The sequence below is a fragment of the Bacillus sp. PK6-026 genome (assembly GCF_054161455.1).
Genome location: NZ_CP096418.1, coordinates 3,113,771 through 3,127,504 on the forward strand (window position 1 = coordinate 3,113,771; position 13,734 = coordinate 3,127,504).

13 protein-coding genes are annotated in these 13,734 nt (G+C 46.5%); 1 reads left to right on the forward strand and 12 read right to left on the reverse strand.

Features of this window, described 5'->3' with window-relative positions:
* Positions 1–67: 67 nt before the first annotated feature.
* The 8 genes from ytxC to M1D59_RS15860 all read right to left on the reverse strand — a co-directional run bounded on the left by ytxC (position 68) and on the right by M1D59_RS15860 (position 6,845).
* A complete protein-coding gene (ytxC, locus tag M1D59_RS15825; RefSeq protein WP_020452539.1) occupies positions 68–910 on the reverse strand; it encodes a putative sporulation protein YtxC in 843 nt (280 codons plus the stop codon).
* Positions 911–987: 77 nt separating this feature from the next.
* Positions 988–1,620 carry a TVP38/TMEM64 family protein gene (locus tag M1D59_RS15830; RefSeq protein WP_026579089.1) on the reverse strand — a complete coding sequence of 211 codons (633 nt, stop codon included), beginning with the start codon at positions 1,618–1,620 and terminating at the stop codon, positions 988–990.
* A gap of 38 nt (positions 1,621–1,658) precedes the next feature.
* On the reverse strand, positions 1,659–2,591 hold the full coding sequence (dnaI, locus tag M1D59_RS15835; protein WP_020452541.1) for a primosomal protein DnaI: 933 nt from the start codon (positions 2,589–2,591) through the stop codon (positions 1,659–1,661).
* A 15-nt stretch (positions 2,592–2,606) separates the two neighbouring features.
* A complete protein-coding gene (locus M1D59_RS15840; RefSeq protein ID WP_101561178.1) occupies positions 2,607–4,031 on the reverse strand; it encodes a replication initiation and membrane attachment family protein in 1,425 nt (474 codons plus the stop codon).
* Between the two features lie 116 nt (positions 4,032–4,147).
* Positions 4,148–4,606 (reverse strand): transcriptional regulator NrdR, encoded by a 459-nt coding sequence (gene nrdR, locus M1D59_RS15845; protein WP_020452543.1) that lies wholly within the window; start codon positions 4,604–4,606, stop codon positions 4,148–4,150.
* A 16-nt stretch (positions 4,607–4,622) separates the two neighbouring features.
* A complete protein-coding gene (locus M1D59_RS15850) occupies positions 4,623–5,015 on the reverse strand; it encodes a hypothetical protein (protein WP_020452544.1) in 393 nt (130 codons plus the stop codon).
* Positions 5,016–5,200: 185 nt separating this feature from the next.
* Positions 5,201–5,587: an adenosylmethionine decarboxylase gene (gene speD / locus M1D59_RS15855; RefSeq protein WP_020452545.1), complete on the reverse strand. Its 387-nt coding sequence runs from the start codon at positions 5,585–5,587 to the stop codon at positions 5,201–5,203.
* Between the two features lie 235 nt (positions 5,588–5,822).
* Positions 5,823–6,845 (reverse strand): glyceraldehyde-3-phosphate dehydrogenase, encoded by a 1,023-nt coding sequence (locus M1D59_RS15860; protein ID WP_020452546.1) that lies wholly within the window; start codon positions 6,843–6,845, stop codon positions 5,823–5,825.
* Positions 6,846–7,362: 517 nt separating this feature from the next.
* Between M1D59_RS15860 and M1D59_RS15865 the strand changes: the two genes are divergently transcribed.
* On the forward strand, positions 7,363–8,583 hold the full coding sequence (locus M1D59_RS15865; protein ID WP_458118053.1) for a pectate lyase family protein: 1,221 nt from the start codon (positions 7,363–7,365) through the stop codon (positions 8,581–8,583).
* Positions 8,584–8,608: 25 nt separating this feature from the next.
* On the opposite strand, the gene coaE is transcribed toward M1D59_RS15865, so the two are convergent.
* The 4 genes from coaE to polA all read right to left on the reverse strand — a co-directional run bounded on the left by coaE (position 8,609) and on the right by polA (position 13,570).
* Positions 8,609–9,214, reverse strand: a complete 606-nt coding sequence (coaE, locus tag M1D59_RS15870; protein ID WP_035338188.1) for a dephospho-CoA kinase — start codon at positions 9,212–9,214, stop codon at positions 8,609–8,611.
* Between the two features lie 17 nt (positions 9,215–9,231).
* Positions 9,232–9,864: a sporulation membrane protein YtaF gene (ytaF, locus tag M1D59_RS15875; RefSeq protein ID WP_009329359.1), complete on the reverse strand. Its 633-nt coding sequence runs from the start codon at positions 9,862–9,864 to the stop codon at positions 9,232–9,234.
* 220 nt (positions 9,865–10,084) lie between these two features.
* Positions 10,085–10,912, reverse strand: coding sequence for a DNA-formamidopyrimidine glycosylase (gene mutM / locus M1D59_RS15880; RefSeq protein ID WP_023855481.1), 828 nt, complete (start codon positions 10,910–10,912; stop codon positions 10,085–10,087).
* Between the two features lie 18 nt (positions 10,913–10,930).
* On the reverse strand, positions 10,931–13,570 hold the full coding sequence (polA, locus tag M1D59_RS15885; RefSeq protein WP_149169247.1) for a DNA polymerase I: 2,640 nt from the start codon (positions 13,568–13,570) through the stop codon (positions 10,931–10,933).
* Positions 13,571–13,734 lie beyond the last annotated feature (164 nt).

Sequence of the window (13,734 nt, forward strand, 5' to 3'; positions counted from 1 at the left end):
TCATGTCCTTATCGATACATAATATCTTTAAGTTTACATCGTATTATAAATCGTTTTTCACACAAAATCAAGAATGCTCTTCCAAAATGTTTTCTCGCGGATGAAAGGCGTCAAGCGAAAGAATCCGTACGCGCTCCTGAAAAATATTTTGAATGGTCTGAACCATGGCGTGTTCCCGGTCTTCTGTATAGAGGTCTATTTTTTCCGGCGCAATCGATACGAGCGGAGCCAGGAGATGGGAATCAATATACATCGGGTGTTCTCTTACGAACCGCCTGTCTATGTATTTTTTTTGTTCCCGTTCAGAAATATACTTTAATTCCCACAATACAAAATAACCGTCGTGCACAATGCGGACATGGTCAAGCATCGGCTCTTTCGACATGACGTAGTCTCTCAGCGATTGAATGAATGTCTGATATTCCTGTTCCATTTTATACTCGTCAATTGCCGCCTCCACATAAGACCTGAGGCGTTCATAATACCTCCCGAGGCGAAATGTCATAAAGGACCGAATGGAAAAGACGTTTTCCTCAAGACAAATCGTTTGGAGCTCCTGAATGATGTAATGTTCGCGAGGGGTGTCGTCCTTGTTGAGAGGAAGCCCTTCAAGTTCGCCCTCCATAATGCTGTGGGCCAGTTGAAGAATCTGCTGCTGTTCATCCCGGTCCAAAAAGTAATAATCGCCTTCAATAACCGAAAGCATGTATTCGTCTTCTTTGCATTCTGTAAAAAATCTCGTCAGAACCGGCTCAATATAGGCCTGAATACTGACAGAGGAATGGGTCTTTTCAATTCCGATCTTCCCTGGTGCTTCGTGAATCTTGATATGCCGGTTCGCATCCGCATTGCGAAGGAGATGCAAAAACGCGGCTGTATCATAATCATCTTCAAATGTAATTTCAAGCATGTTTGTCCCCCCTAACAACATCTGATACATGTATATGGGGGTGACAAATAAAATAGACGTAAAAAAAGGATGAGCCCTTAATCGAGGAGCGCCTGCACTTTTTTTCTGAACAAAAGAGGCACGGTAATGAATATCAAGTAAATTGCCGCTGTAGCTGCAATTGCTATGATGTCGCCGGTCAAGAGGCTTGACCCGAGCACATTTAAAATAACGGTGCCCGGAATGATGCCCGCAGCCGTCGCCAGGGCAAACGACAGGGGCTTCACTTTTGACACGCCTGCCGCATAGCTAACCGCGTCAAAATGAATCGGCGCGAGCCTCAAGAGCAGAATGCAGAAAAAGCCGTTTTTCCGCAAAAGCGTCCGCAGGCTGTCAAGCTTCAGCGGCATGTGCTGAAGGTTTCCGCCGAGCCTGTATGCAACAGCGAATGACAAAAATGCACCGCCCGCCGCACCGATAAAAGAATACAAAGAGCCAAACAGCGGACCGAATGCGAGGCCCCCGCTGACGGCGAAAACGGAAGCAGGTAGCAGCAAAAACGGCCGGATCATCAATAATCCGATATAGATGAGCGGGGCGAAAATCCCGAAGGATAAGACGCCTTCTCTTATATGAGCGGGGCTCAGATTCAGATATTTCGCATTCAACCATAGTCCGGCCGCCGCGATTACGGCGATAACCGTCCATTTGGCCAAGGTTCTTTTTTGCATCTTCTTCATCTCCGTAATTGAAGCTCGGGATCATGTGATTACTGACGTCGGTTTTTCCCGTCCAGCCGGACAGGTGTCGCTAAATACAGCACCCTCTCCATCAGCCTTGCCGCTTTCACCTCTTCTTTTTCGCCCCTTTGCGAATAGGTGAAATGGTGTTTCAGTTCATCAGGGTCAAAGTTGGAAGAGAAAAACGTCGGCAGCTGATGAGACATTCTGTGCTGAAGGATGGCGCCAAGCACCTCATCCCTCACCCAGCTTGACATGGACTCCGCACCGATATCATCGAGCATTAGAATCGGCGTAGACTTGACCATCTCAAGCTTTTCTTCAAGCGACTGATCGTGTATCGCATTTTTCAGTTCCCTGACAAATTCGGGGACATAGACGAGAATGGATGGATGGTCCTTTGCCGCAAGCTCGTTGGCGATGGCGGCCAGCATAAAGGTTTTTCCGACCCCGAACTTCCCGTAGACGTAGATGCCTTTTCCCTTTCCCGTTTCGTTATAGTCATGCAAAAAGCCTGTCACAAGCTGAAGGACCTTTAATCTGCTCGGATCATCTCCGTCAATATCGGCAAACGTAGCATTCAAGAGATCCTGTTGAATATAGATGCTTTTAATCAGCGACCGCTGTCTTTCCCTCTCGTCCGCTGCCTTTTTTTCCGGACACCTGTCATATTGAACATCGATCGTTTTTCCGTTCATCACAAGCTTTGGATGATAACCTTGAATCAGGTTTTTGCACTCTTTCAGACTCGGGCAGTCTTGGCATGCTTTGCTTTGCTGTGTAAATTCATAAAGCTTGTTTAGGCTCCTGTCGATCATTCCTTGATCCACTTCTGACTGGCGGCTGTTTAAAAACTCCTGAACATCCTTGTCAGAGAGCACTTTTTCTTTCATATCTTCAAGGCGTTTTTGAAAATCGGGTCTCGTCGTCACGCCTTGCAAAGCGCGTTTAATCGGCTCCATCATCTTCACCTCACATTAAAGAGCGGAATGGTTTTTCAGTTTTTTTATTTCTTCGAGCAGCTTCTGCTTCTGTTGGTCAAAGCCTTCTCTCGTTACGGAACCGGCCGGCTCTGTTTCGAGCGGTTTGCTGTCGGCTTCGTCACTTTCCCGAAGCCAGTCAGGCAGCTTTTCTTCCCTGATGACTTTCTTGTTCCGGGAAGGCTTTTTCTTCCCTTCCGCCCATTCAAGATATTGGCGGTTTTCTTCTTTCGCAAGCTTCATGGCCTCTCTAACCGTGCGAACGTTTTTTCTGGCCCAGTGAGAAGCTATTTTTTGGGTGTAATTTTTCGAAAGCTTCATATCGGTTTTCAGCATGACATAATAAATCAGAACATTGATGACGCCGGGCTCTAATTTTTGGTCAAGCATTATTTCTTCTATAATTTTCAGATCGGCTTTGGATGGTTCCGCTCCGCCGCCGATATCCTGCAGCAGCTTTTTCGGCGATACCTGCTCAAGCAAAGCAATCAAATTGTCTTCCTTGGCATTCGTTGACGACTGTTGATTCGGCTGTTCGCGGAGATTCATCGGCTGCACTTTGTCGACGAGTTCCGGAAGCGGGCCGCTGCGCTCGATCTGATACCAGTCGCTCGCCGCTTTTCTGAGCGCTTCTGTCGTGATCGTATCGTGCTCATCAACGGCTGACATGACGACGTTTTGCATCTGAAGCGGTTCGATCCCGTAGAGAAAGGCGAGCTTTTTAATCGTTTCCTTCACTTGGTCTGACAGCGCTTTTCTCGGAATAAGCGTGTCGGATAAACCGGCGAGAAACAGTTGAAAGTCAAAGGCGTCGCCTGTGACCGCCGCCGGTTTGCCATTCCCTTCTTTCATCCATTCACGATCTTCGCGAAGCTCCATCGCTTCGATCATATCGTCAGACATCTTCCATTCGCTCGGCTGGACAGATGCAAAAACTTCGTTGAAAGAACGGGTGATATCCCGTGCTTCTTCGGGAACAGACGGGTGGGAAAAGTATTCTTTCAGCTGCTGAAACCTCGCTTTTCCGACGCGGTTGTACAAGAAGACATTCAGCATGCCGTCCTGAAAGAACTCATCCGGTCTGAGCGGCGGAATCAATTCATATATAAACAAACGCTCGTCTTCCGTTTCTTTCATATAAGTTTTCAACAGTCCGATTCCCTCAAGCTTTTCCTTCTCTGAGTGAATCGTCTTCAGGTTGGTCTGCATCGCCGCCATCAGCTGTCTGTGAGTCGAGCTTTTCCCCCAGACTCTGTTTTGCTCCAGTTCCCCCCACAGCGTGAGAAACAAGCTGAATGAAAAAGAGCCGATTAGAGGCTGATACAATAGCGTGACAATTTGCCGGTCCAAATCCTGAAGCAATCCGCAGCTTTTGACAACGTACGGATCGACAGGAAGCAAGTCTTTCCAATAATTACTCATATCTTTTGTCAACCTTCCACTTTGTTTCTTGTCCTCATTTTACACCTTTTTCAGGCCTTCATGTCACACGACCGTGGTTTTATCATGAGAAAAGAGCTGGATTAATTTACAGCTCTTTACCGTTCTTTCTTTATTAAGTCTTTCAGCTCGTCGATAAATACGTTAATATCTTTAAATTGGCGGTATACTGAAGCAAACCGGACGTATGCGACTTCGTCGATTTTCGCAAGCCGGTCCATCACCATTTCTCCGATCATATCGCTTTTCACTTCAGCAACGCCTTGATTTCTAAGCTCTTTTTCAATTTCAAAGCAAATATCCTCAAGTTGCTTTAAGGCGACAGGGCGTTTTTCGCACGCTTTGATCAAACCGCGGAGCATCTTCTCGCGGCTGAATTCTTCCCGGATTCCTTCTTTTTTTACGACGATGAGCGGAATTTCTTCCACTTTTTCAAATGTAGTAAATCGATAGTTGCATGATTCGCATTCGCGTCTTCTGCGAATCGATCTGCCTTCGTCAACGGGACGGGAGTCCAAAACCCTCGTCCCGTTATGCTGACATGCTGGACATTTCATTTTTTCAGCTCCCTATTCAATTGTTTGAATGTACAGATTTCTGCAGCTTTCCGTCCAGTTCGCTGTATAGCGTCGAGACAAGCCCGCGGCTGTAGCCAAAATCGGTCGGCAAAAACGTTTCCGTTGACACATTAAAATCCACCGCTGTATCAAAAGGGCGAATCGACACGACTGTCGCCACCACAAAAGCTTTTCTCGTTTTTTTCACCTCGGCGCTGATTTCTCCTCTTTCTTCCGACACCGATGTCACCTTACAGCCGTCAAGGCCTTCCAGCACTTCCTTTACAGCATTGAGCGCTTCTTTTGACGCCGCTTTATAATAGCGGCTCTTCAGCTTGTCCGAAGGATGGCGGTCAGACGTTTCGGCGTGTGTAGAAAAAAACCGGTGAATGTTTTGAAAAAGACTCATATCCCCTGTCCCCTTTGTCTTTCTTCTCTATATTTTATTAAAAAAATGGTTGATTTCCAAGGGAAAACAAATTAGGGCAAGAGAATGCCGGGGAGAATATGTTTCGGGGATTGTCGCGAGAGGAAAGAAAAAGGAGCGGATTTTAAAAGCGGTGTCCGCTTTTTCATCCAGCTCCTCTATGGGCATTAAAGTGCCTGTGCTTTGGCGTTGGCCTGTTTCACCTGAACAGGTCCCATGCCTCTCGGTATTTCAATGTTCTCTCTTGTTTCTGCTCTTAATTCTTCTGCGATATAATCGGCAGCTACGTTCGGATCTAAATCTCCGCAAGTATAAACATCAATGCTGGCATATCCGTGTTCAGGAAAACTGTGAATGGTCAAGTGAGATTCAGAAATGATCACAACCCCGCTTACACCTTGAGGTGCAAACTTATGAAAGGCTACCTCACGTACCTCAGCACCTGACTTCAGTGCCGCATTTACAAACGTTTTTTCAATAAAATCCATGTCATTCAGCTTATCAAAATCGCATCCCCACAGTTCGGAGATAACGTGACGCCCCATTGTTTCCATAGCATGGACCCCCCTTAACAAGAATTAGAAAAGTGAATTTCCAAGCAACTGAACCGGTCATTTACCACGGGGGAAAGTTAGTCCGGAGAGGTCCTAACCCTTTAAGTAATGCCGAAGCGCTCACGAACTAGAAGTTCACGAAAAATAGTATACTTTGTTTGAATATTTTTTGCAAGGCGGTTTTATCATTTGATGGTTAAGGGGTATTTATTTTTTATCCGTCCATGCTCTTATTTTATACAGCCGAAGGGTGTTTCATTCTTGAAGCCACGTATCTGATTAAATCGACAACCCTGCACGAATATCCCCATTCGTTGTCATACCATGCGAGCACTTTCACCTTTCTGTTCTCAAGCACCATTGTTGAAAGGCTGTCGATCACCGCCGAGTATGGATTCGTATTAAAATCGGATGAGACAAGCGGTTCATCGCATACATCGAGGATCCCGGACATCGAGCCTGCCGCCGCCATTCGGAACGCTTCATTAATATCTTCTGCCGTCGCATCGCTTTTTAAATCAGCCACAAGGTCAACGAGTGACACATTTGAGACGGGAACGCGCAGGGCCAGGCCGTGCATTCTTCCTTTTAAATGTGGCATGACAAGTGACAGCGCTTTCGCGGCGCCTGTCGTTGTCGGAATGATCGAAGAACCGCAGGCGCGCGCCCTTCTCAAGTCTTTGTGCGGATTATCAATATTTTTTTGATCATTTGTAAATGCGTGAACAGTGGTCACCAGGCCGTTTTCAATGCCAAATGCATCATCAAGCACTTTTGCGACAGGAGCGAGACAATTCGTCGTACAGGAAGCGTTTGAAATAATCGTATGACGCTCCGCATCAAATTCGCGTTCATTGACGCCCATCACGATTGTGATGTCTTCATTTTTCCCCGGCGCTGTCAAAATAACTTTTTTCGCGCCGGCTTCAATATGAGCTTCCGCTTTTTCCTTCGCGTTAAATTTCCCCGTCGCTTCTACGACGATGTCGATCCCGTATTGCGCCCACGGAAGAAGTTTAGGGTCCCTCTGATTGGTCAGCATGACCTTTTTACCGTTAACGAACAGGCAATCGTCTCCAGCGTTTACATCAAGCTCATATCGGCCATGATTTGTGTCATACTTTATTAAATGAGCGAGCGTTTCCGGAGGGTAGCTCGCATTGATCACTGCAATGTCAATCTGTTCATCAAGCATCGCTTTTCTAAACACCATTCTGCCGATCCGGCCGAATCCGTTTATCGCAACTTTCACTTTCATCAAATATGCACCCCTTATTTTATGTCATTCCACATCATGATTTATTCAAAATAAGTATAACACATTATTTTTAATTAGCCATACCATTTGTTTCTTTTACAGCAAATTTACGCGGTTTTTGTGAAACAGTGAACAAAGAACTAGAAAAAATCGGCATTAAAGCATATATTTCAAATACATCTTTAGTGCTACAATTTCCAACGGCGCCAAATTTTCACACGACAGAAGGCAGAGTCTTCAAGAAAGGACAACCATGAAACTGACCAAAAACATATATTTTATCATTTCTTTTTTGGCTGCGGCCGGCATTTATTTTTTTATAGGAGCAGCAGCCGCTTCCGCGGCGAACGAAGATTATCCGAAACAGATGATCAGGCTGGAAAGCTTATCAGGCATAAACATCACGCCCGCCGGGAATCAAGATAATGCACCGCTAACAGCAAAACAGACGAGCGGGGAAAAAGCAGAAAGATGGAGGCTGGATACGTCTGACGGCAAACAGTTCAAAATCAGAAATATGGATAACGGCAAAATTATCATCCCTGCCCATTACGCATTATCAGACAATAATTCCGCTGTAGTCTACTATGACAATTCACGAAAAGAAGAGTTGTGGAATATTATCGGGGCTGACAAAGACGGAAACGGAGACTTTATCACGTATAAAATCGTCAGTGCGCAAAACAACAGCCTTGCCCTGACACTGGACGGCAGCGGAGTGAAGCTTGCCAAATATACAGGCAGCTCCGTCCAAAAGTGGAAGCTTCCAAGCGACGGTCTCGAAGGTTTCGCGGGCTATGCAAAGGAAACGAATGGCAAGCAGAAAACAGGCACAACCGGCGGCCTGCTTGGAAAAGTCGTCTATGTCAACAATCTGGGCGAACTGAAAGCCAATATTGGAGGTTCAACGCCCCGCACCATTGTCGTCTCCAGCAATATCGGCGCTTCAGCCAAAACGGTATTGACGGTGGGTGCCAATAAAACAATCATCGGCTCGTATGAAAAACATAAGCTGAACAACATTTACTTTAAAACAAAAGCGGACTCAGGCAACGTGATTTTCAAAAATCTGATCATTGCACATGATGCATTCATAAATGAAAACAACGACATCCCTGTTTACATTACCGATTCGAGGAATTACTGGATTGACCATGTCACATTCCAGGGCCACAGCTATTCAGCAAACGGTCACGATCTCGACAAGCTCTTATACATCGGCGCTAAAGCCGATTACGTCACACTGTCTCACAGCACATTCACAGACCACAGGTACGGCTTGATTCTCGGCTGGCCTCAAGATGACAAGCAATACCACAGTATATATAATGGATATCCGCGGATGACAATCAGCCACAACCGCTTTGAGAATCTCTATGTCAGGGCGCCCGGGTTGATGCGTTACGGCCATTTTCATGTGAAAAACAATTATATCAACAATTACCATCTAGGCTTCACGATAACGACATTGGCCAAAATTTATTCTGAAGCCAATTACTTCGGTACGGGCAGCGAGAAAGGCATACTTGATGATTACGGAGACGGCTCATTTAAAGATGTCGGATCATATCCGGCGATAAAAGGACAGAAATCGCCTGAAACAAGCTGGAAACCTTCATCCAACTACAGCTATCGGACGATGAAGGCAGGCAATGCCAAAGCTTTTGCCGAACGGTATGCAGGTGCACAACGCACCGCGCTGTATTATGCGAATTACAGCCAGTTTAACAACGACTAATAAAAAAGTGAGCGCAATTTCGCGCTCACTTTTCAATATTTGACCATGTATCAAGCAGCTGATGAAGCTGCCCTTCTGTATCTTTCAGACTGCCGCTGTTATCGATCACCGCGTCTGCCTTTTTCTTTTTTTCGTCAAGAGAATGCTGGGCGTGAATTCTGTTCAGCGCCTCGTCTTCAGTGAGCCGGTTTCTTTTCATCAGCCGCTCAAGCTGAAGCTCCATCGGCACCCAGACGACGATCACTTTATCTGTCAAATGTTCAAGCCCGCTTTCATATAAAAGCGGAATATCGAGAACAACAAACCGTTCACCGGCCCGGATGGCTTCGTCGCGCTGTTTGATCATCATTTTTCTCACTTCCGGATGGACGATCGCATTTAACTGCATCCTCTTTTCTTCGTTAGTAAAAACAATTTCTCCAAGTTTTCTCCGGTCGATACCGCCTGTTTCAAGCAGCACGCCTTGACCAAATGTCTCTGCGATTTTCTGATAAGCGGGCATCCCTTGTTCAACGGCCTCTTTCGCGATCACGTCCGCATCGACGACTGTGATGCCGCACTGCTGGAACATTTGCGCGACAGTACTTTTGCCGCTGGCAATCCCTCCGGTCAACCCGATGACCAATGTCAAAGGCCTGCACCTCCTTCTTACAGTTTCCAGATGCCGATCATAATCAGCAATATACCGGGAAGAAAGGTCAGTTTATCCATCCAGTTCCATTTCGATAAAAATCGCCCCGCCTGTATTCCGCAAAATACGAACAATGAGCTCATGATGCCTACCGTAATGCTCATCGGTACAGGGGAAAAGCCGAGCGCAGCCGCGCCGATCCCTGCTCCGAACGCGTCAATAGAGAGGGCGAAACCGAGAAGGAAAGCTTCTATACCGGTAATGATTCCTGATTTATCAATGTCGGCGCTTGTCGGTTTTCTTAAAATGTGTATCACGATTCCGAGCGATTTCAATTCAAGGTTGATGAGCGTTTTTTCAGAGAAGACGAGATCCTGTTCTTTCTCCGGCCTGAAAAACTGATACAGCACCCATGCGCCGATCCCCATTAATATGACGGCTCCGAGCCTTTCTGTTACGACAACGGGCAGGAATTTCGCCAAAAGGGTTCCGATCATCATGGCAATATACATCACGGCACCAGAGCAAAAAGCAATAATCAAAATCGCTTTAAATGGGATTTTCAACTTTCGCAATCCGTAAGTAAATCCGACTGAAAAACTGTCCAAGCTGACGGCAAATGCCAGCAGCAAGAAAGATGCAAACATCATATCAGGCTCTTCCTTTCTGTTGATGCGAGCGGTTAAGTCATGCAGCCTAAAGGCAGCTTTCTAGGCTTCTTATATATATGAAAGAAGAAAACCATCCGTGTGTTGTTTACCCGAAAAAGAAACATCACACCTTAAAGCTTGCTTTTAACAGCTATATGGAGCGTATGCATCGACAGCTTGAACCATGATACGGCTTGCTGTTGTCCCTTTTATGCGATTGTCATTTTTTCTGGCACTTTATGCAAAAATGCGTGCCCCTTCCGCCAACGACTGTTTTTTCAATTGGAGATCCGCACTTTTTACAAGGTTCATCTTTCCGGCCGTAAACGAAAAGTTTGAGCTGGAACATGCCGATTTCACCTTGTGAATTGATGTAAGATCTGACTGTGCTTCCCCCTGCTTCAACAGCTTCCTTTAACGTTTGAACGATCTCTTCATGAAGAAGAACCGTCTGTTTTTTTGTGAGCTTGTTCGCTGTTGTCTCGGGATGGATACCGGCTCTGAACAAAGCCTCATCGACATAAATATTGCCCAGCCCGACCACTGTCCGCTGATCGAGCAGTGCGGTTTTCACTGAGCGGTTTGTTTTCTTCAGGCGCTCTCTTAAGTAACCGGCTGTAAATTCCTCGCTGAAAGGTTCGGGACCGAGCTGCCTGAGAGGCAGCTCCGTCAGTTCTTCTCCCGGCTTAAACAAATGCATCGTGCCGAACTTTCTGACATCCCGGTAGCGCAGCTCGCTTCCGTCCGTAAACCTGAAAATGACGTGCACATGTTTATCAAGGGGTTCATCGTTTTGATGAAGCCCGTACTTTCCTTCCATTCTCAAATGGGAAACCATGACACAATCATCAAGATGAAACAACAGGAATTTTCCCCTTCTTCCGATCGACTGAATCGTCTGACCGGCCAGGAGCCTTGCGAATTCCTCAGGCTCCTCCGGACGTTTTATGATTTTTGTCCATCTGACATCAACCGCATCGATCGTTTTCCCTCTTACAAGCCCGGCAAGAGTGCGCCGGACCGTTTCGACTTCTGGTAATTCCGGCACATCATCACTTCCTTTTCTCTATTTTGCATCGTACCATGAAGGCCCTGAAGCGCAGTCCACTTTCAGCGGAACATCGAGCTCCAATGCATGTTCCATTACTTCCGGAACCAGTTGTTCAAGCACTTTGATTTCATCTTCAGGCGCTTCAAAAATCAATTCGTCATGAACCTGCAGCAGCAGTTTGGCCTGGAGATTTTTTTCTTTCAGCTTGTCCGCCATGTCGATCATCGCTTTTTTAATGATATCTGCTGCGCTTCCCTGGATCGGCGTGTTCATTGCCGTCCGTTCGGCAAAGCTGCGCAGATTGAAATTCCGACTCGTCAATTCCGGTATATACCGCCTCCGGCTTAAAAGAGTCGTCACATAGCCCCTCTGTTTCGCTTCTTGAACGGTTTCTTCCATGTATTCTTTAACTCCCTGGAAGCTGTGGAAATAGCGCTCAATAAACGCGGCCGCTTCCTTTCTTGTAATTCCCAGGTTTTGCGACAAGCCGTAGTCGCTGATTCCGTAGACGATTCCGAAATTGACGGCTTTCGCCTGCCTCCTCATCGCAGGGGTGACTTCTTCTTCTGATACATGAAAAACATCCATCGCCGTTTTCGTGTGAACGTCCATATCGTTCGTGAACGCTTCAATCAAATTTTTATCCTTTGAAATGTGGGCGAGAACCCTCAATTCGATTTGGGAGTAATCCGCAGCGAATATGAGCCAGCCTTTTTGCGAAGGGACAAACGCCTGCCGGATTTTGCGGCCTTCCTCAAGACGGATCGGTATATTTTGCAGATTGGGATCGGTTGAGCTGAGCCTTCCCGTCTGTGTTAAAGCTTGATTAAAGCGGGTATGCACTTTATGGCTGTCTTTTTTGATTACTTTTAAAAGTCCTTCGACGTATGTGGACTGGAGCTTGCCGATCTGTCTGTAGTGCAGAATATCTTCGATAATGACGTGTTTGTCGCGCAGTTTTTCAAGCACATCGGCTGAAGTCGAATAGCCCGTTTTTGTTTTTTTGACGGCAGGCAGCCCGAGTTTTTCAAACAAAATCACACCGAGCTGCTTTGGTGAATTGATATTGAACGTTTCACCTGCTGACTCGTGGATTTTCTTCTCGTATTCCGCTAATTTGGCGGACAGTTCTTCCCCCATTTTTTTCAATCTGTCGACATCGACTTGGACACCGATCGATTCCATCTCACCGAGAATGTGGGCGAGGGGCATTTCGAGCGCTTCAAACAGATCGAGCTGCTCGTTTTTCTCCAATTCATCAAGGAGCTTTTCGCGGAGCAGCGATATCGCCTTCGCTTTTCTGGCTAAATGGTCGGCAAGCTCCTTCTCATCCGGCACCGCCTGTTTCGCGCCTTTTCCGTAGACCGCTTCATCTGCCGCGACAATGTGTAATTGGTGTTCTTTCGCAACGCTTGCAACATCGTCGTAAGAGTGTCCCGGATTGATGATATAGGCCGCAAGGAGAACGTCAAATTCTGCGCCTTTCAGTTCGATGCCCCGCCAGCGCAAAGCGACCGCCGCGCGTTTTGCATCAAACACCCATTTCTTTTTCGACTCGTCTTCGGCCCACTCTTTAAAACGGTCCGACTGAACGGCTGTCTCTTCCGGGATGAAGAAAGCGCCATGTTCGTTGACGATCGAAAAACCGAGGATCGGCGCCTCATGATAATTGTCGCCGAGCTGTTCGACAACGAGTGAAGCCGGTGACGCAAACAAATCATCCGTGATGTCTGTTTTGATCGTGACGTTGATCTCTTCAAACTGTTCTTCTTCTTTTTCTCCCGGCTCTTCGCCAATCCTTTCGAGCAAAGAGTTAAAACCGAGATCTTTAAAAATCTTGACGACCGCTTCCCTGTCAAAACCTTCGTATCCGAGGGAATCGAGGGTGACTTCAAGCGGCGCTTCTGTCGTAATTGTTGCAAGCTCTTTGCTCATCAATGCCTGTTCTTTAAATTCTTCAAGCTTTTCTTTCAGTTTTTTTCCGCTGACTTCGTCTATTGACGACAGCAGCTCCTCTACTGTATGGAACTGTTTCAAAAGCTTGATCGCCGTCTTTTCGCCGACGCCCGGCACACCTGGAATGTTGTCTGATGAGTCTCCCATCAGCCCTTTCATGTCAATGATTTGTTCAGGTGTAAGTCCGTACTTTTCCCGGACATGTTCCGGCGTATAGTATTCAACATCTGTAATGCCCTTTTTCGTGATGGCGACCGTCGTTCCTTCTGTAGCCAGCTGTGTCAGGTCTTTGTCGCCTGAAAAAATCTTCACTTCAAATCCGTCTTTTTCCGCTGACTTGGCAAGGGTGCCGATAATATCATCGGCCTCGTAGTTTTCAAGCTCATACCTTGAGATTTGATAGGCGTCGAGGAGCTCGCGGATAAACGGCAGCTGCTCGGACAGCTCGGGCGGCGTTTTTTGTCTGCCGCCTTTATATTCTTTAAACGTTTTATGTCTGAATGTCGTTTTCCCCGCATCAAAAGCAACGAGCATGTGGGTCGGTTTTTCTTCTTCAAGCATCTTCATTAAGATCGTAGTAAAACCGTACACAGCGTTTGTATGTATCCCTTTTTCATTGCTGAGAAGAGGCAGAGCGAAAAACGCGCGGTAAGCCAGGCTGTTTCCGTCAACCAATACTAGTTTTTTTCTTTCAGTCATCTTTATCCTCCTAAGGAGCCGATTCGTCAGCTTCCATTCAACTTCGTGATCATATTTGCTTATTTTATTTTAGCAAAGTTCATTTTGAAAGGAAAATGAGAGTGATTTCGCAGAAAAATAAAAAAAGGGACGCGCTGTTGATCGCGTCCGTCCATATGGCTCCT

What these genes read in the sequence shown, in the direction of transcription:
- M1D59_RS15830 (WP_026579089.1), bottom strand. Translation starts at nt 1,620, where the DNA reads ATGCAAAAAAGAACCTTGGCCAAATGGACGGTTATCGCCGTAATCGCG.
- ytaF (WP_009329359.1), bottom strand. Translation starts at nt 9,864, where the DNA reads ATGATGTTTGCATCTTTCTTGCTGCTGGCATTTGCCGTCAGCTTGGAC.
- M1D59_RS15860 (WP_020452546.1), bottom strand. Translation starts at nt 6,845, where the DNA reads ATGAAAGTGAAAGTTGCGATAAACGGATTCGGCCGGATCGGCAGAATG.
- M1D59_RS15840 (WP_101561178.1), bottom strand. Translation starts at nt 4,031, where the DNA reads ATGAGTAATTATTGGAAAGACTTGCTTCCTGTCGATCCGTACGTTGTC.
- dnaI (WP_020452541.1), bottom strand. Translation starts at nt 2,591, where the DNA reads ATGGAGCCGATTAAACGCGCTTTGCAAGGCGTGACGACGAGACCCGAT.
- ytxC (WP_020452539.1), bottom strand. Translation starts at nt 910, where the DNA reads ATGCTTGAAATTACATTTGAAGATGATTATGATACAGCCGCGTTTTTG.
- M1D59_RS15850 (WP_020452544.1), bottom strand. Translation starts at nt 5,015, where the DNA reads ATGAGTCTTTTTCAAAACATTCACCGGTTTTTTTCTACACACGCCGAA.
- polA (WP_149169247.1), bottom strand. Translation starts at nt 13,570, where the DNA reads ATGACTGAAAGAAAAAAACTAGTATTGGTTGACGGAAACAGCCTGGCT.
- nrdR (WP_020452543.1), bottom strand. Translation starts at nt 4,606, where the DNA reads ATGAAATGTCCAGCATGTCAGCATAACGGGACGAGGGTTTTGGACTCC.
- speD (WP_020452545.1), bottom strand. Translation starts at nt 5,587, where the DNA reads ATGGAAACAATGGGGCGTCACGTTATCTCCGAACTGTGGGGATGCGAT.
- M1D59_RS15865 (WP_458118053.1), top strand. Translation starts at nt 7,363, where the DNA reads ATGGATAACGGCAAAATTATCATCCCTGCCCATTACGCATTATCAGAC.